This window comes from Bradyrhizobium sp. CCBAU 51745 (assembly GCF_028128715.1).
Classification (GTDB): domain Bacteria; phylum Pseudomonadota; class Alphaproteobacteria; order Rhizobiales; family Xanthobacteraceae; genus Bradyrhizobium; species Bradyrhizobium manausense.
Genome location: NZ_LBJP01000063.1, coordinates 35,719 through 51,215, shown reverse-complemented (window position 1 = coordinate 51,215; position 15,497 = coordinate 35,719). Strand labels below are relative to the sequence as shown.

The window sequence follows — 15,497 nt, the reverse complement described above, 5'->3', positions numbered from 1 at the left end:
CTCGACCGGCAAGATCCAGAAATTCCTGCTGCGCAACGCAGTTGGGTCGGCGAAGGCGATCTCGACCTAGTTGGCGTCGGGTTCGCAGGCTGTCGAGCCTATAGTGCGCGGCCATACCCGCAAAGCTGCGGTGCGCTACGCCTGGTAGGTCAATGTGTCTCCAGCTGCAGGCCGTCATAGGCCGGCACCACGCCTGCGGGCAGAGTCTGCCGGATCACCTCATAATCGACGTCCGCCGTCATGTTGGTGATCACGGCGCGCTTCGGCTTGAAGCGCTCGATCCACGACAAAGCGTCGTTGATGCTGAAATGGCTGACGTGACTGGTGTAGCGCAGGCCGTCGACGATCCAGAGGTCGAGATTTTCCAGCGCGCCCCAGCTCTCGCGCGGGATGTCATTGAGGTCCGGCGTGTAAGCGGCATCGCCGATACGATAGCCGAGCGCGGGAATGTTGCCGTGCTGGACCAGGAAGGCCGTCATCGTCACGGCGCCGCCCTTCCCAAGAATAGTCTGGCTCTCGCCCGCCTCGATCGAATGCCGTGTCAGGATCGGCGGGTAGTCGCTGCCCTCCGGCGAAATGAAGCAATAGGAGAACCGCGCCATGATGTCCTTGGCGGTCGACTGGTTGAAATAGGTCGGGATGCGGCGGCGCATGTGCATGACGACCGAGCGCAAATCGTCCATGCCATGGGTCTGGTCGGCGTGCTCGTGGGTCAGGAACACCGCGTCGATGTGGTCGACGTTGGTCGAGAGCAGTTGCTCGCGCAGGTCCGGCGAGGTGTCGATCACGATCCGCGTCGTGCCATGCTCGGACTTCCGCTCGACCAGCAGTGAGCAGCGGCGGCGGCGATTCTTCGGATTGGTCGGATCGCATGCGCCCCAGCCGAGGGCGGGACGCGGAACACCGGCGGAGGAGCCGCAGCCCAGGATCGTCAGCGTCAGCGTCATGCGGCTCAGAACCTCAAGCTTTCACCTTGGAGAACAGGCGGAAGAAATTGTCGGTGGTTTGGCGAGAAATCTCGTCCAACGACACGCCGCGCGTTTCGGCCAGAACCTTGGCGACCTCGACCACATAGGCCGGCTCGTTGCGCTTGCCCCGGAACTTGCCCGGCGCAAGGTAGGGCGAGTCTGTTTCAACCAGAATACGGTCAGCAGGCAGTTCGGCCGCAAGCGCGCGCAGCGTATCCGACTTCTTGAAGGTCAAGATGCCCGTGAAGCCGATATAGAGCCCGAGGGACACCGCCTTCAGTGCCAGCTCACGCCCGCCGGTGTAACAATGCAGCACGGCGCGAAACGATCCCTTGGCCGCCTCCTCTTCCAGGATGCGGGCGCAGTCCTCGTCCGCCTCGCGGGTGTGGATCACCAGCGGCAGGCCCGTGGCGCGCGCGGCGGCGATATGGGCACGAAAGCCCCTCGCCTGCGCCTCGGGCGAGCCGTCGTCGTAGAAATAGTCGAGCCCGGCTTCGCCGAGCGCAACCACCTTGGGATGCCGTGTCAGCTCAATCAGCTCGTCCGGCGAGATGCCGTCTTCCTCATCCGCGTTGTGCGGATGGGTGCCGACCGAGCAATAGACGTCGTCATAACGCTCGGCGATGGCGAGAAGCTGATCGAGCTTTCGCACTCGTGTCGAGATCGTGACCATGCGGCCAATCCCAGCCGCGCGGGCACGCGACACGATCCCGTCGAGATCCTCCGCAAAGTCCGGGAAATCCAGATGGCAGTGACTGTCGACCAGCATCGTTACATGCGCCTCAGGCCGCCGGCTCGATGTAGCGCGGGAACGCCGGCGTCGGCGCTGGCAGCGTGGTGCCGGGCGCGATCCGCTTCTCGCCGCCGAGCATCGCGAAATTGCGCTCAGCCGCCGGGATACCGAGGCTGTCGAGCAGCAACCCTGATGCGGTCGGCATCGCCGGCTGGGCCAGGATCGCGATCTGACGCACGACTTCCGCGGTGACGTAGAGCACCGTCTTCTGCCGGACAGGATCGGTCTTGGCGAGTGCCCATGGTGCCTCACCCGCGAAATAGCGGTTGGCCTCCGCGACCACAGCCCACACGGCGTTGAGCCAGTGATGGATCTGCTGTGTCGCCATGGCTTCGCGCGATGCGGCAATCATGCCATCGGCCATCGCCAGGATCGCCTTATCGTTGTCGCTGAACGCGCCGGGCTCCGGCAGCACGCCGCCGAGCTGTTTGGCGATCATCGACAGCGAGCGCTGCGCGAGGTTGCCGAGATCGTTGGCGAGGTCGGCATTGATGCGCGCGACGATGGCCTCGTGGTTGTAGTTGCCATCCTGGCCATAGGAGACCTCGCGCAGGAAGAAATAGCGCATCTGGTCGACGCCGTACTGGTCGGCGAGATTGAACGGGTCGACGACGTTGCCGACCGACTTCGACATCTTCTCGCCCCTGTTGAACAGGAAGCCATGGGCATAGACCCGCTTCGGCAGCGCAAGGCCGGCCGACATCAGGAAAGCCGGCCAGTACACGGCGTGGAAGCGGATGATGTCCTTGCCGATGATATGCACGTCGGCCGGCCAGTAGCGCCAGTTCTTATCGCTTTCGTCAGGGAAGCCTACGCCAGTGATGTAGTTGGTCAGCGCGTCGACCCAGACATACATCACATGCTCTTCGTTGCCGGGCACCTTCACGCCCCAGTCGAAGGTGGTGCGCGAGATCGAGAGATCGCGCAGGCCACCCTTGACGAAACTCACCACCTCGTTGCGGCGCGCATCCGGGCCGATGAATTCGGGATGGTCCGCGTAAAGCTTCAGCAGCTTGTCCTGATAGGCCGACAGGCGGAAGAAATAGCTCTTCTCCTCGACCCATTCGACCGGCGTGCCTTGCGGTCCGAGGCGTACGCCATCGTCGTTCAGGCGTGTCTCGTCCTCGGCGTAATAGGCCTCATCACGCACCGAGTACCAGCCCGAATAGATGTCGGCGTAGATGTCGCCATTCGCTTCCATGCGACGCCAGATCTCCTGGCTCGAGCGATGATGCTGCTCTTCGGTGGTGCGAATGAAGCGGTCGAACGAGACGTTCAGACGCTGGTCCATCTCCTTGAAGCGGTTGGCATTGCGGGTCGCGAGTGCGGACGGGGACAGGCCCTCGTTCTGCGCGGTCTGAACCATCTTCTGGCCATGCTCGTCCGTGCCGGTCAGGAAGAACACGTCCTTGCCGTCGAGCCGGGCGAAGCGCGCCAGCACGTCGGCCGAGATCGCCTCATAGGCGTGACCGATATGCGGGCTGCCGTTGGGATAGGCGATGGCGGTCGAGATGTAGAAGACATTGTCGCGGGCGGGCGCAGCAGCGACCACATCCGCTTTCGCTGCGGTCACCGGCTTCGGCGCCTTGGGTTTTGACACTTTGGGCTTCACCGTCTTCGGCGGCGTAGCGACGGGTGCCGGCGCCGCGATCACGGCGGGCTGAGCCACCTTCGCCTTCTTGACCGCGTTCTTCGCAGGGGCCTTTGCTGGCTTCTTCACCGCTTTCTTGGCGATGACCGGCCCCTTGGCAGCCTTCTTGCTGGCCTTCTTTGCCGTCCTTGCAGCGCTCTTCTTCACGCCCTTCTTGGCGACGGCCTTCTTGGTCTTCTTGACCTTCTTGGCAGCCTTACGCGCCAGCGCCTTCACGGCCTTTTTGGCGGCCTTCTTTGCAGCCTTCTTGCTGCTCTTGCCCTTGGCGGCTTTCTTAGCGCGTGTTGCCACGACAAATTCCTTTACCGGCTTTTCGAATTTTGGAAACGAACTGCGTTAGGTTGTTATTCTGAGCATGCTCCTCTCGGAAAACCGCTACACACTTTTCCGGATCATGCTCTAGCGCGTTGCGTCCGCCAGCCAGCCGAACACCGAGAAAACCAAGGGCTTTCGCTCCAGATTGTAGGTTTCGGTGTCGCGCGCGGCGCGGACGATCTTTTCCCATACCTCGCTCAAGCGCGCAAGGCGCGGCAGGTTCTGGTTGGCATTGGCTTCGTCTGCATGCAGGCGCTCCGCGATCCAGCGATCGATGCCGTCGACGAAGGCGGCAAGGGCCACGCGGTCGCTGGTGCCGAGGGATTCACCAAGCGTGTGCAATTCACGCGGATCGACCTCCGGCAACCGTGCCAAGAGCGCGGCGGTGCGCTGCTGGAGCTTCAGCGCATCGCCGCCGAGCAGCGTCAGCGCGCGCGAGACACTGCCCTCGGAGGCCTCGGCTGCCTCGCGGAGTGCCAAATCAGTCGGCGGGATGTCGGCGGCCGCAGCTGCTGCGGCAATGACCTCGTCGGTCGTCAGTGATCGCAAACGCAGCTTGCGGCAACGCGACTGGATGGTGGCGAGCACGCGCGCCGGAGCGTGGCTCACCAAAAGGAACAGCGATCGCTGCGGCGGCTCCTCAAGGATCTTGAGCAGCGCGTTTGCCGCATTGGGATTGAGCTCGTCGACGGTGTCGACGACGCAGACGCGCCAACCTTCTGCTGCAGCCGTCGAGCCGAAGAATGCGATCGTCTCGCGAGTCTCGTCGACCGTGATGACGGTGCGCATCACACCACGGTCATTGGCGGTGCGCTCCAGCGTCAGCAGGCCGCCATGCGAGCCGGCTGCGACCTGTCGCGCCACGGCATCATCAGGATCAATGAAGAGATCTTCGGCGGTCTGCACGGCCGTCGCCAGGGGTTGGCCATGGGCGAGCACGAAGCGCGCCATACGATAGGCCAGCGTTGCCTTGCCGATCCCTTGCGGCCCGCCAATCAGCCAGGCATGCGGGATACGCCCGCTGCGATAGGCGGTCAGCAGCGCCGCCTCGGCCTCGCGATGGCCGGACAGAAGGCTGGTCTCGCGGGGATGCGGGATAGCGCTCTCGCGCTCGGCCTGACGCGGGCTCATGCCGAGATCACCGAAGCCGGCGTCGGCAGGAGGCGTTCGCGCAGCGCGTCCCAGACGCGACCGGCGACCGTATCAGGGTCGGAATTGGCATCGATCAGCATGCAGCGCGCGGGATCGTCGACGGCGATCTTGCGATAGGCCTCGCGCAGGCCCTGGTGGAAGGCGAGCTTCTCGCCTTCGAACCTGTCAGGCGTGCTGCTGCCGCGCCGCGCCGCCGCGCGCGCCAGGCCAACCTCGACCGGCAGATCGAGGATGAAGGTGAGATCAGGCTTGAGATCGCCGATTGTGACCCGCTGCATGGCGTTGATCAGTCCGGCGGGTACGCTGCCGAGGCTACCCTGATAGGCTCGTGTCGAGTCGGCGAAGCGGTCGCACAGCACCCAGACGCCTTGTTTGAGCGCAGGCTCGATCACGGTGTGGACATGGTCGTCGCGCGCGGCCGCGAATAGCAGCGTCTCGGCTTCGGGCCCGAGCAGCTTGCCCATCCCCGACAGCACCAGATGGCGCATGATCTCGGCGCCGGGCGAGCCGCCAGGCTCGCGCGTGACTAGGATCCGCAGTCTGGCCGCACTGAGACGCTCGGCCAGCTTCTTGATCTGGGTCGACTTGCCCGTCCCCTCACCGCCTTCAAAGGTGATGAAGCGTCCGCGCCCGGACGGCCGCTGTCCCGTGCTCTCACTCATGGTCAGAGCTTCTCGGCGCCTGCGCGGAACATGCCGATCACGAGCTCGCTGGCGCCGTCGATCGCGCGCCGCATGGTCGAGCCGGTGCCGATCGATTCCGCGGCGTAGACCGGCGTTTCCACCGCGATATTGCCGCTGCGCCAGACCTTGACCACGCCGACCTGCTGGCCTTCCCGAACCGGCGCGCGCACGGGACCGCTATAGACGACGCGCGCGATCAGCTTGTCGCCGCCGTTCTTGTGCACCATCACCTTCACTGGCACTTTCGCAACCAGCTTCACCGAGCGACTCTCGCCCCCGAAGACCTTTGCGTAGCCGACCGGTTCGTCGGCCGCGATCAGGGTGCGGGTCTCGAAGTTGCGGAAGCCCCATTCCAGCATCTTCTTGGCTTCGGTGGCGCGATCCTCGGGGTCTTCGAGCCCGTTGACCACGACGATCAACCGCGTGCCATTCTGCACCGCCGAGCCGACCATGCCATAGCCGCCTTCCTTGGTGTAACCGGTTTTCAGGCCGTCGGCGCCTTCCATCGAATTGAGCAAGGGATTGCGGTTCGGTTGGCGGATTTTGTTCCAGGTGAACTCCTTCTCGCCGAACAGTTTGTAGAACTCCGGGAAGTCCAGGATGATGTGACGCGCGAGCATGCCGAGCTCGCGCACCGTCATCTTGTTGCCGGGGTCGGGCAGGCCGTTGGAATTGGCGAAGGTCGACTTGGTCATGCCGAGCTCGCGGGCGCGCTTGGTCATGAAGTCGGAGGCAAAGATCTTCTCGTTGCCCGCGATGCCTTCGGCGAGCGCGATGCAGGCATCGTTGCCGCTCTGGATGATCGCGCCATGCAGGAGGTCGTCGACCGAGACCTTGCTGTTGATGGCCGCGAACATGGTTGAGCCGCCCGAGGGCGCCCCGCCCCTGCGCCAGGCATTCTCGCTGATCCGGTATTCGTCGGTCAGCTTGATTTCGCCCTTCTTGATCGCGTTGAACACGACCTCCGCGGTCACGAGCTTCATCATGCTGGAGGGCGCGCGCAGCTCGTCGGCGTTCTTCTCGAACAGCACGCTACCGCTGGAGGCCTCGATCAGGATCGCCGTGGGGGCATCGCCGTCAAAGCCGGCATCTTCGGTTTTCTTGGCGCCCTGGACGCTCTGGTTGGCGGCATAGAGCACCCCGCCCCAGCCGAGGCTCACGGCAAGCGCCGCCGCGACCAGCCCGCGTGCCAGCGCTCCGGCTGTGAACCGGGGATGGCGGAGCGGGATCAGATGAAATGCCATGGCGAAGCCCTGAGAGCGGCGTTCTAACAAACGGAACTGGTGCGAACAACACGAGGATCGGGTGCTTGCTCCGAGATTGCACGATTCTCGTCGCATCCCTATCGTGCCACCTCATGTTTCCCGACCAAACCCCTGAAACAAGGCGGAAAAGCGATGTCCACGACTCGTGTGATCAAGGCCAATGGGATCGACCTCTTCATCCGCGAAGCCGCCGGCCAGGGACCGCTGGTGGTGCTGTGCCATGGCTGGCCGGAACTGTCATATTCATGGCGACACCAGATCCCGGCACTGGCAGCCGCCGGCTTTCACGTCGTGGCTCCCGACATGCGCGGCTTCGGCCAGAGCGCGGCGCCGCCGGACGTATCCGCCTATTCGATCTTTGACCTGGTGGGCGACGTCGTCGGCCTGGTCCAGGCGCTCGGCAAGACCAAGGCGATGGTGGTCGGCCACGACTGGGGCGCGCCGGTCGCCTGGCATGCGGCCCTGTTCCGTCCGGATATCTTCACGGCCGTCGCAGGCCTGAGCGTGCCGCCGCCGTTCCGCGGACGCGGCAGGCCGCTCGAGCTCTTGCGGCAGGGCGGCATCACCAACTTCTACTGGCAGTATTTCCAGGCGCCCGGTGTCGCCGAGGCCGAGTTCGAGCAGAACGTCGCCCGCACCATGCGGATCGTGCTCGGCGGCCGCGGTCTTGCCGACCCCAATGCCGCGATGTTCGTGCAGGAGAGCAAGGGCTTTCTCGGCCACGCGACCGCCGACGAGCCGCTACCGGCGTGGCTGAGCGAGGACGATCTTGCTCATTTCACCGAAAATTTCCGCAAGTCCGGCTTCCGCGGCGGGCTGAACTGGTATCGCAACATCGACCGCAATTGGGAGCTGACCGCGCCCTGGCAGGACGCGCAGATCCGCCAACCCTCGCTCTTCATCGCCGGCGCGCAGGATGCCGTCATCACCGGACTGATCGGTGCCAAGCGCGTCAACGAGCTGGAGCGCGTGCTACCCAATCTCACGCGAAAGATCATCATCGACGGCGCAGGCCATTGGGTGCAGCAGGAGCGGCCCGACGAGGTCAACGCCGCGCTGATCAGATTCCTGCGCGAAGCGTCGTCACCCTCGGCGGCGCGCGATTAGTACAGGCCGCGGCCGGTCAGGATGCTGCGGGCCTCGGCAGCGCCGTCATCTGAGGCGGAAGGACCGCTGTCGGAGGCATAGCGGCCGTCCTGATCATAGGACACCTGGCGGACATTCTGGAGCGCCCGGCCCCGGCTGCGGCTCGAGGCCGACATCTCCGCGGTTGCGTTGATCGAGGCGACGTCCGCTGCGCTATTGCCAAGGCTATAGGGCCGCCCTTCCGGCATCGGGACTTCGCCCCTGATAGCACCGCGGTTCGACGAAGGCAGCTCGGGCACGAATGGCCGCGCCGAGGCGACCCGGACCATCGAGGGCGACGGCGCCGGCACGCCGGTGCGCAAGGTCGCCATCAGCTGGCGGTCATCCGAGCCTTCCAGCGGCGCCCGGCCGACATATTCGACGCGGACCCTGGCGACGCCATTGCCTTTGAATTCAAGCAGTTCGGCGGCTTTGTTCGAGACGTCGATGAGACGGTTGCCGTGATAGGGACCGCGGTCATTGACGCGGACGACCAGCGACTTGCCGTTGGAGAGATTGGTCACCCGCGCATAGGACGGCATCGGCAGGGTCGGATGGGCTGCCGTCAGCGAGCCCATGTCGAAGACTTCGCCGTTGGCGGTCAGACGGCCGTGGAAATCATCGCCGTACCAGGACGCCGTGCCCTCGGCCCGGTAGTTGACGTCCTCCTCCGGCACGTAGGTCCGGCCGGCGACGACGTAGGGCTTGCCGACGCGATAGGTGCCGCCGCCTTTGGGCACGGGCTCGCCCCAGGCCACGACTCGCGGGCTCGACGACACGCCGTATTTGGGATCGACCCGGCTGGCGAACTTGTTGGACGAGGCGCAATTGGCAAGCGCTAGGCAGGTGGCGACCGCCGCAACGCATCGCGCGGCCCGCATCACCGAATCTGACCGTCGGATCCCCATTCGCCCCAAATACCATTTCGCCGGAGACGAACCCAACCCGCTTTCCTGCGGGGGCGCCCTGCGGACGTCAAACTCCGAGCGGCCCACCACCGTCCGGAGACGGTAACGATAACGCAACCCGAACACGGCGGAAATGGGGAGCGCTCAACCTACGCACCGGGATGGTAAACAGGACGTTCGCAATTCTCCGTTCATCTACGGGGCGCGAGGACCGTGGTACCGGCTCGTCTGTGCCAGTCCCGCACAAGCTGTTGCGCCAAAAGCTCACTCCACCCCCGATATCGCTGGCTTCACCGGAATTCTTTTGACTGTGCAAGGTCGCCCGCGTTTTCTCGCGTGCAGGGGCGGGATTGGAATTTAACGATGATCGAGACGGTTTCGGCACTGATGGGTCTGGTAAGCGCAGGGATCTTCCTGGCCCATGCGTTTGAAGGCTACCGCACGAGGGCCTGAAGGCACTCGCGCGCGCGACATTGCATCACTTCTTCACAGCGGCGCGTTCGGACAATTTTAATCAATTCGATCGAGCATCGAGGACGAGAGCAGCAGGTGTCCCATGGGCAAACATGACCTCGTATCCGATGGCTTTCTGGCATTGACCGCAGGCGGTCTGGTCCTGCTCTGCTCGAGCCTCGTGGCGCTGGCCTTCGGCTAATCCTCCAACCACCCTGTCGCATTTTCAGATTGCTGGGCCATGGCAGCGCAGCAGGCGCTGTGACCCGCTCCCATTTAGTTGATTGAATTTTCGTGTTCGGCGCCTCGACCAAATTTCAAGAGGCCACCGCCAGCTAAGGTGACGAACATGCTCGCCGAGAAATTCATCCTGGTTCTGGAATCGCTGATCCGCGGCGGTCGGACCTATCCCGACGGAAGCCCCCGGGTCATCAGCACCTCTGCGCACGTCCCGGTGACGCTGCCGAAGCAGAAATAGCTGCGCTCCGCCACGCGCTCGCCCCGCTCAGCGCAAGCCCAACGGAGAGCTGCGATAGAGGCTGTCGCGGGCTTCATTCGCGCAGACGAAGCTGCCGTCGAACCCCTGGCCATACCTCCTCTGTCCCTTGCGGTAGTAGACGCCCTTCTTGAAATCCAGCCACACCACCTTGTCGCCGGGGCAATGGCGCTGGGCCTGGTCCTCATGGCGAAACGGCGTCAGCGGTGTCGCCGAGACGCCCGTAGCGCCCACGCCGAAGATGATCGCACTCGAAAGCGCGACGTGACCTACGCCCTTGCCAAAGCGGCTGCACAGCACTGCCCACCTCTCCCCGTTTTCCACCTCTACGATAGCATGAGACGACGCGAGCACCAGGAGCCGACCCGGCGGGCCGTCTTTCTCCAGCCATCGGGGCGAGGTACATGGGGGCAGCGTCACCTCCATCATCGGACATTGCATGTCGGTAGAGCCCGAAACCACCACCGGCCCCCGCCCGCCCTCGCCGCGCCTCGGCCTGTTGCCGATGATCATCTTCGGGTCGCGCTGGCTGCAGCTGCCGCTCTATCTCGGGCTGATCGTGGCGCAATGCGTCTACATCGTACTGTTCCTGAAGGAGCTCTGGCACCTTTCCTCGCACGCGCTCGATCTCACCGAGCAGGAGATCATGATGAGCGTGCTGGCGCTGATCGACGTCGTGATGATCTCAAACCTCTTGGTGATGGTGATCGTCGGCGGCTACGAGACCTTCGTCTCCCGGCTCGACCTCCAGGGCCATCCCGACGAGCCGGAGTGGCTCGGCCACGTCAACGCCAGCGTGCTCAAGATCAAGCTCGCGATGGCGATTATCGGCATCTCCTCGATCGCGTTGCTGCGCACCTTCATCGAGGCCGGCAATCTCGGATCAAACCGCGCCAGCCTCACCGAGAACGGCGTGATGTGGCAGGTGCTGATCCACATCACTTTCGTCGCGTCGGCGATCGGCATCGCCTTCGTGGACAGGTTCAGCGATACGACCACGCGCAAGCACCAGGAGTGAGGTGCTGGTCGACGTCAAGCCTGGCGCGAGGCGACTTCGAGCTGCCCCAGCGCCTGGTGCAGGCACTCCTGCATCTTCTGCGCAATCTGCTCGCGTGAAATGCCCTTCTCGGCGAGGTCGCTCGAGACCTTGTTGATGGTCTCGTCCATGGTCTGATTCGCCAGACCGTCGGTCACCAGCTTCGTCGCGTAAGCGGCGGCGGCATCGCCGCTGAGTCCGAGCTCGCCTGCGGCCCACAGCCCGAGCAGCTTGTTCGACCGGGCCGCAGCCTTGAACATGAGCTCCTCGTCATGGGCGAATTTGGCCTCAAAGCCCTGCTCGCGCTTGTCGAACGTGGTCATGGTCAGCTCCATTTGCGCTGTCACTGGGTGGGATCTGGATCGGGAGCGAAAGTCTCCGTGGTTCTGGTCTTCTGAGGATCAATTGAATCTTCCGGCCGAAGGCGTTCGCCGTCAAGCGTCGCTTGCACCGGCAGGCAGCGTCAGGCCCGACCGGTCCGGCTGGCTAGACGATTTGCCGCATGGCCTCGGGGAGATCGAGAGCCGACGCGTGAACAGAGAGCTTCGGGAATTTCGACGGCTTGAGCGCCTGCGCCTTGCGTCCTTCGAGCCGGCGCTGAACCGGCGGCGCACAGCAGCCGCGGACTGTCAGGCCTTTGCTGCAGCCGCCTCGCGCGCCAGCCGCTCGGCCTTCAGCCGCTCGCGATTGGCGTGAAACGCCTTCTGCGCCTCCTCATGGTCGCGCATGGCCTTCTCGGCCTCGATCCGGCGAGCCGCGTCCCGCGCCTGGCGCTGTTCCGGTGTCAGGGGTTTGCGTCGGAAGGAAAGGTCTTCAGTCATGGCGAGGCAACGCGGCGCTGGGGAATAAGTTCCCATCGGACGCCGACCCGGTTCCGTTCCGAGGGAGCTCGTTTGCCAAAATGTCGAAAACAACCCCATGCACAGTAGCGCGCGCGGCTCTGCGGCGGGGCGTTTGGTCGGATCCACCAGGGCCCCTTCCGGGCCGAAGTCAGCGCAGCCGCCTGCTCGGTCGAACAAGGGATCTATGCCGGCAACAGACCCGCGGCGCGATAGCTCTCGATCACGCTGTCGAACAGGGCGATGTCCGCGCGGCTGCGCGCCATCAGCTGCGCGCCGGCGACGGCCGCGAAGATGGCGCGGGCGCGCGCCTGGCTCTGCTTCGGGCTGACGATCTTCGCGGCGGACAGGACCTTGGCCAGCCACGCCACGTTGACGTCGGCGAAAGCCTGCACCTCTGTCTTCACCGCGTCCGGCAGGTCGTCATATTCGGCGGCCATGAAGCTGCACATGCAGATGCGGTTGTCCCGCGTCAGCGCGGTGCGAAACACTTGGGGATAACGGCTCAGGCTTTGCCTGGGATCACCACTTTCGGCCAGCATCGCCTCGAGCTCCGCCGCGGTGTCCTCCCAGTAGCGCCGCGCCACTGCAGCACCGAGTTCGGCCTTGCTCGGAAAGTGGTGATAGATGCTGGCGGCCTTGATGCCGACCTCCGCGGCAAGGTCGCGAAAGTTCAGGCCGCCATAGCCATGGGCCTGCGCGGTGCGCTTGGCCGCCGCCAGGATCGCCTCTTTGGCATTCGCACTCATGGGTCCCTTCATCACCTATCCGTCAGCCTACCAAGTGACAGATAGGCATTGACCAGGTAAAGCACAAAGCTTAACGTCTACCTACCAAGTGACAGGTAGGTAACGAGGAGGCTCCGATGAAGATCTACGACTTTCCGACCGGCCCCTATCCCGCCCGCGTCCGCATCGCGCTGGCCGAGAAAAAGCTGCAGTCCCGCGTCGAATTCGTGCTCGTCAATCTGCGCAAGGGTGAGCATAGGCGGCCCGACTTCATCGCCAGCAAGAACTACTCGGGCACCCTGCCCGTGCTCGAGCTCGACGACGGCACGCTGATCGCCGAGTGCACAGCCATCACCGAATATCTGGACGCGCTCGACGGCGCGCCCACCCTCACCGGCACGACGCCGCGCGAAAAGGGCGTGATCCACATGATGAGCAAGCGCGCGGAGCTGGAGCTGCTCGACGCCATCAGCGTCTACTTCCATCACGCCACGCCCGGGCTCGGACCTCAGGTCGAGATCTACCAGAACAGGGAATGGGGCCTGCGCCAGCGCGACAGGGCAATCAAGGGGATGCACTATTTCGATTCAGTGTTGCGGCAGCAGCCCTTCGTTGCCGGCGAAGCCTTCTCGATGGCCGACATCACCGTGATCGGTGGGCTGATCTTCGCGAAGCTCGTTCAGCTGCCGGTGCCCGGCGAATGCGAGGCGCTGTCGGCGTGGTACTCGAGGATGCAAGCGCGGCCGAGCGTCCGGGATCAGCTGGCGCTGGCGCCGCCGCCGCGGGACGCCGCGGCTTAGACTTGGCCCGCTGGCTCAGCCTGCGCGAGGACGCGACGCCGCCAAGGACGCTATTTTGAGTTCAAGGTGGTGACCGGCCGCCAAACTGTCGGCTTATTCTCCAGGAGCTCCCTGCAACGCGCGAGCATTGCCTTCGCCGGAATATCTTGCGGCTGATCCAGCAGCACCGTCTCGAAATCAACGATCGCGCCTTCGAGATCGCCGCTGCGATATTTGGCAAGGCCGTGCTCGTAGCACGCGATCCACGTTGCGGCCTGGCGCTTTGCGTCAGCCGTCCCTGCGAGGCCGATCAGTTCATGGACAGCGATCCCCTCCTCGCGGCCGTAGACTGCGATGCTGTCGATCTCGCGTGTGACAATGGCACCACGCGCAAGGCGCTCGGTTGCCTCGCCGATCAGAATTTGCGTGCCATAGCTCTTGTTGGCGCTTTCCAGGCGGCTTGCCACGTTCACGGCGTCGCCAATCACGGTGTAGTTCAGCCGCAGCTCCGAGCCGATATTGCCGATCAGCATGCGGCCGGAATTGATGCCGATGCGGATCTGCAGGGGATGGCCGAGATCGTCGGTGAGGCCGGATTCCGCGATGGCGCGGCGGATGCCGAGCGCGGCGCGGCAGCAGCGCTCCGCATGATCGGCTTGCGGCTGCGGCGCGCCCCAGAACGCCATCACGGCGTCCCCGATGAACTTGTCGATCGTCCCGCCATTGGCGACGACGACTTCCGAGGCAAGGTCGAGATAGCGCGACAGCAAGGGCACGACGCGGTCGCCCATGCGTTCTGAGAGCCCGGTAAAGCCGGCCACATCCACGAACATCACGGTCAATTCCTGGATCGCGCCGCCGGGTTTTGCCTCGACGCCCTGGCGCAGCAGCGCCCGGACGAGATCGGCCGGGATGAACATTCGGAACGCCGAAAGGCCCGCTGCCATCTCCGCGATCGCACCCGACAGGCTCGCAATCTCCTTCAGCCGCGAGGGATGACGGCGCACCAGTTCCAAGGCAAAGGTCTCGACATGGCGGATCTCGCCGACGACGCGGGAGAGCGGCGCCGCGATCACTTTGCGCGCGAGCAAGGCGGAGGCGAGAGCCGCAAGCACTGCGCCGACAGCGAGGCCGAGGATCAGGCGCCGTAACGTCGTCTCGACCGGACCGAGAAACTCGGCCTCCGGAATGATGGTTGCGAGCCGCCAGCCGGGAAACGGCAGCGGCGTGAGTGCGAATTCATAGGCGGCACCGTCTGAGGTGAGCCGGCTACGCCAGCTTTCCTTGCCGCCGCCGGCCTGGGCCAGCGCCTTCTGCGCCAGCGGCAGCAACTTCTGTCCACCGTGCGCGGGATGCAGTTCATCGGCGTCCTTGTCGGGCGCGGCGACCAGTTCGCCGTTGCCATCGAAGATGAAGGCTGTTCCGGTGCGCCCGACCTCGAGCTGGGCGAGAAAGCGCGCCAGGCGGGTGTATTCGATCATGATGGCAAGGACGCCCTGGCGTTCCTGATAGACGTCGATCGGGCCTGCAAAAGCGATCGATGGACGTTGCCCGATCGGATGGTCCGTGACCTTGAACCATGCGGGCTCTTCGGCCTTCAGTCCGGTCTTGAACCAGGTGCGATCGGCCACGCGGAAATCGGTCGGCTCGAAACGGCGGTTGGCAAATTCGATATCGCCGGGCACGACATCGTATTCGTCGATGCGGCGCTGGCCGGCATGATCGGTGAGCGAGATCTCCATCATCTCCATGCGGCCGTCGCCGAGCTTGTGGGCGGCAAAGAACGCGCCGTCGGGCCAGCCAAACGCGACCCAGGAGATCGTCGCCTGCGATTGCAGTTGAGACAGAAACACGAATTCGCGCTTGTCGGCCTCACGGGTATCGAGGACGTTTTGCAGAAAAAGTGTGCGGATCGCGGTGTGCGCCGCGCGCGCTTCGTCGACGATCGCGCCGACTTCCTTGCGAACGGCGGCGACGATTTGCTCATTGATGGTCGAGGCAAGTTGCCGGCTGGTCGCCTCCGCCGTGCGCCACCACAGGAGGCTGGACAAGGCCGCGGTCAAAAGGATCGCGGTCAAAACCAGCGCCGACACGGCGAGACGGATGCTGACCGTCAACCGCCGCAGCGCCTGGCCTGATGTCACGCGTCCGTGGCTGGCGTCCATGACTTGATCCGGCGGGTTGACGAGGCGAACTGCTAACCTTCTTCGCAGGCCCGCAGCCGTTCGTTACGTCTCGCAGATGCCAGCAGTCCCGGCCAATGCGCGCCGGCTAAGGTCTCCATAGAGACTAGGCATTGGAACTAT

At 64.4% G+C, this 15,497-nt stretch carries 16 protein-coding genes; 4 read left to right on the top strand and 12 right to left on the bottom strand.

The genetic code is table 11. The annotated features are described in order from the left end of the window. Positions 1-149: 149 nt before the first annotated feature. The 6 genes from XH98_RS15400 to XH98_RS15375 all read right to left on the bottom strand — a co-directional run bounded on the left by XH98_RS15400 (position 150) and on the right by XH98_RS15375 (position 6,806). The gene (locus XH98_RS15400) at positions 150-947 is read right to left on the bottom strand and encodes an MBL fold metallo-hydrolase (RefSeq protein ID WP_057755055.1); all 798 of its coding nucleotides are present in this window, start codon (positions 945-947) and stop codon (positions 150-152) included. A 13-nt stretch (positions 948-960) separates the two neighbouring features. Next, on the bottom strand, positions 961-1,737 hold the full coding sequence (locus XH98_RS15395) for a TatD family hydrolase (protein ID WP_271619114.1): 777 nt from the start codon (positions 1,735-1,737) through the stop codon (positions 961-963). A 13-nt stretch (positions 1,738-1,750) separates the two neighbouring features. Next, positions 1,751-3,703 carry a methionine--tRNA ligase gene (gene metG, locus XH98_RS15390; protein WP_271597410.1) on the bottom strand — a complete coding sequence of 651 codons (1,953 nt, stop codon included), beginning with the start codon at positions 3,701-3,703 and terminating at the stop codon, positions 1,751-1,753. Between the two features lie 108 nt (positions 3,704-3,811). Further along, positions 3,812-4,858: a DNA polymerase III subunit delta' gene (locus XH98_RS15385; protein ID WP_271619113.1), complete on the bottom strand. Its 1,047-nt coding sequence runs from the start codon at positions 4,856-4,858 to the stop codon at positions 3,812-3,814. Continuing rightward, positions 4,855-5,541, bottom strand: coding sequence for a dTMP kinase (gene tmk, locus XH98_RS15380; protein ID WP_271597408.1), 687 nt, complete (start codon positions 5,539-5,541; stop codon positions 4,855-4,857). Before tmk ends, XH98_RS15385 begins: the two co-directional genes overlap by 4 nt. Before the next feature lie 2 nt (positions 5,542-5,543). Continuing rightward, entirely contained in the window at positions 5,544-6,806 is a 1,263-nt protein-coding gene (locus XH98_RS15375; protein ID WP_271619112.1) for a D-alanyl-D-alanine carboxypeptidase family protein, read from the bottom strand. A 153-nt stretch (positions 6,807-6,959) separates the two neighbouring features. On the opposite strand from XH98_RS15375, the gene XH98_RS15370 reads away from it, so the two are divergent. Continuing rightward, positions 6,960-7,934, top strand: a complete 975-nt coding sequence (locus XH98_RS15370) for an alpha/beta fold hydrolase (RefSeq protein ID WP_271619111.1) — start codon at positions 6,960-6,962, stop codon at positions 7,932-7,934. Here XH98_RS15370 and XH98_RS15365 read toward each other — a convergent pair. Then, positions 7,931-8,833, bottom strand: coding sequence for a septal ring lytic transglycosylase RlpA family protein (locus XH98_RS15365; protein ID WP_271619110.1), 903 nt, complete (start codon positions 8,831-8,833; stop codon positions 7,931-7,933). The two genes, XH98_RS15370 and XH98_RS15365, sit on opposite strands and share 4 nt — an antisense overlap. A gap of 829 nt (positions 8,834-9,662) precedes the next feature. Between XH98_RS15365 and XH98_RS15360 the strand changes: the two genes are divergently transcribed. After that, positions 9,663-9,791 carry a hypothetical protein gene (locus tag XH98_RS15360; RefSeq protein ID WP_271597404.1) on the top strand — a complete coding sequence of 43 codons (129 nt, stop codon included), beginning with the start codon at positions 9,663-9,665 and terminating at the stop codon, positions 9,789-9,791. Positions 9,792-9,818: 27 nt separating this feature from the next. Here the strand turns inward: XH98_RS15360 and XH98_RS15355 are convergent, their stop codons facing one another. Beyond that, positions 9,819-10,109 (bottom strand): hypothetical protein, encoded by a 291-nt coding sequence (locus XH98_RS15355; protein ID WP_271619109.1) that lies wholly within the window; start codon positions 10,107-10,109, stop codon positions 9,819-9,821. A 139-nt stretch (positions 10,110-10,248) separates the two neighbouring features. Here XH98_RS15355 and XH98_RS15350 point away from each other — a divergent pair, with 139 nt between their 5' ends. Beyond that, positions 10,249-10,827, top strand: coding sequence for a TIGR00645 family protein (locus XH98_RS15350; protein ID WP_057755080.1), 579 nt, complete (start codon positions 10,249-10,251; stop codon positions 10,825-10,827). A 14-nt stretch (positions 10,828-10,841) separates the two neighbouring features. On the opposite strand, the gene XH98_RS15345 is transcribed toward XH98_RS15350, so the two are convergent. The 3 genes from XH98_RS15345 to XH98_RS15335 all read right to left on the bottom strand — a co-directional run bounded on the left by XH98_RS15345 (position 10,842) and on the right by XH98_RS15335 (position 12,433). Further along, entirely contained in the window at positions 10,842-11,168 is a 327-nt protein-coding gene (locus XH98_RS15345) for a DUF1476 domain-containing protein (protein WP_057756665.1), read from the bottom strand. A 306-nt stretch (positions 11,169-11,474) separates the two neighbouring features. Continuing rightward, positions 11,475-11,666, bottom strand: a complete 192-nt coding sequence (locus XH98_RS15340; protein WP_057756667.1) for a hypothetical protein — start codon at positions 11,664-11,666, stop codon at positions 11,475-11,477. A gap of 203 nt (positions 11,667-11,869) precedes the next feature. Next, on the bottom strand, positions 11,870-12,433 hold the full coding sequence (locus XH98_RS15335) for a TetR/AcrR family transcriptional regulator (protein WP_271597402.1): 564 nt from the start codon (positions 12,431-12,433) through the stop codon (positions 11,870-11,872). A 116-nt stretch (positions 12,434-12,549) separates the two neighbouring features. Between XH98_RS15335 and XH98_RS15330 the strand changes: the two genes are divergently transcribed. Beyond that, positions 12,550-13,212, top strand: coding sequence for a glutathione S-transferase (locus XH98_RS15330; RefSeq protein ID WP_271619108.1), 663 nt, complete (start codon positions 12,550-12,552; stop codon positions 13,210-13,212). A 50-nt stretch (positions 13,213-13,262) separates the two neighbouring features. On the opposite strand, the gene XH98_RS15325 is transcribed toward XH98_RS15330, so the two are convergent. Then, complete coding sequence (locus XH98_RS15325; protein ID WP_271619107.1) at positions 13,263-15,356, bottom strand: adenylate/guanylate cyclase domain-containing protein; 2,094 nt, start codon at positions 15,354-15,356, stop codon at positions 13,263-13,265. Positions 15,357-15,497: the final 141 nt, after the last annotated feature.

Coding starts and splice junctions, on each gene's coding strand:
- XH98_RS15400 (WP_057755055.1), bottom strand. CDS start 947: ATGACGCTGACGCTGACGATCCTGGGCTGCGGCTCCTCCGCCGGTGTT.
- XH98_RS15395 (WP_271619114.1), bottom strand. CDS start 1,737: ATGCTGGTCGACAGTCACTGCCATCTGGATTTCCCGGACTTTGCGGAG.
- XH98_RS15385 (WP_271619113.1), bottom strand. CDS start 4,858: ATGAGCCCGCGTCAGGCCGAGCGCGAGAGCGCTATCCCGCATCCCCGC.
- tmk (WP_271597408.1), bottom strand. CDS start 5,541: ATGAGTGAGAGCACGGGACAGCGGCCGTCCGGGCGCGGACGCTTCATC.
- XH98_RS15375 (WP_271619112.1), bottom strand. CDS start 6,806: ATGGCATTTCATCTGATCCCGCTCCGCCATCCCCGGTTCACAGCCGGA.
- XH98_RS15370 (WP_271619111.1), top strand. CDS start 6,960: ATGTCCACGACTCGTGTGATCAAGGCCAATGGGATCGACCTCTTCATC.
- XH98_RS15365 (WP_271619110.1), bottom strand. CDS start 8,833: ATGCGGGCCGCGCGATGCGTTGCGGCGGTCGCCACCTGCCTAGCGCTT.
- XH98_RS15360 (WP_271597404.1), top strand. CDS start 9,663: ATGCTCGCCGAGAAATTCATCCTGGTTCTGGAATCGCTGATCCGCGGC.
- XH98_RS15350 (WP_057755080.1), top strand. CDS start 10,249: ATGTCGGTAGAGCCCGAAACCACCACCGGCCCCCGCCCGCCCTCGCCG.
- XH98_RS15345 (WP_057756665.1), bottom strand. CDS start 11,168: ATGACCACGTTCGACAAGCGCGAGCAGGGCTTTGAGGCCAAATTCGCC.
- XH98_RS15340 (WP_057756667.1), bottom strand. CDS start 11,666: ATGACTGAAGACCTTTCCTTCCGACGCAAACCCCTGACACCGGAACAG.
- XH98_RS15335 (WP_271597402.1), bottom strand. CDS start 12,433: ATGAGTGCGAATGCCAAAGAGGCGATCCTGGCGGCGGCCAAGCGCACC.
- XH98_RS15330 (WP_271619108.1), top strand. CDS start 12,550: ATGAAGATCTACGACTTTCCGACCGGCCCCTATCCCGCCCGCGTCCGC.
- XH98_RS15325 (WP_271619107.1), bottom strand. CDS start 15,356: ATGGACGCCAGCCACGGACGCGTGACATCAGGCCAGGCGCTGCGGCGG.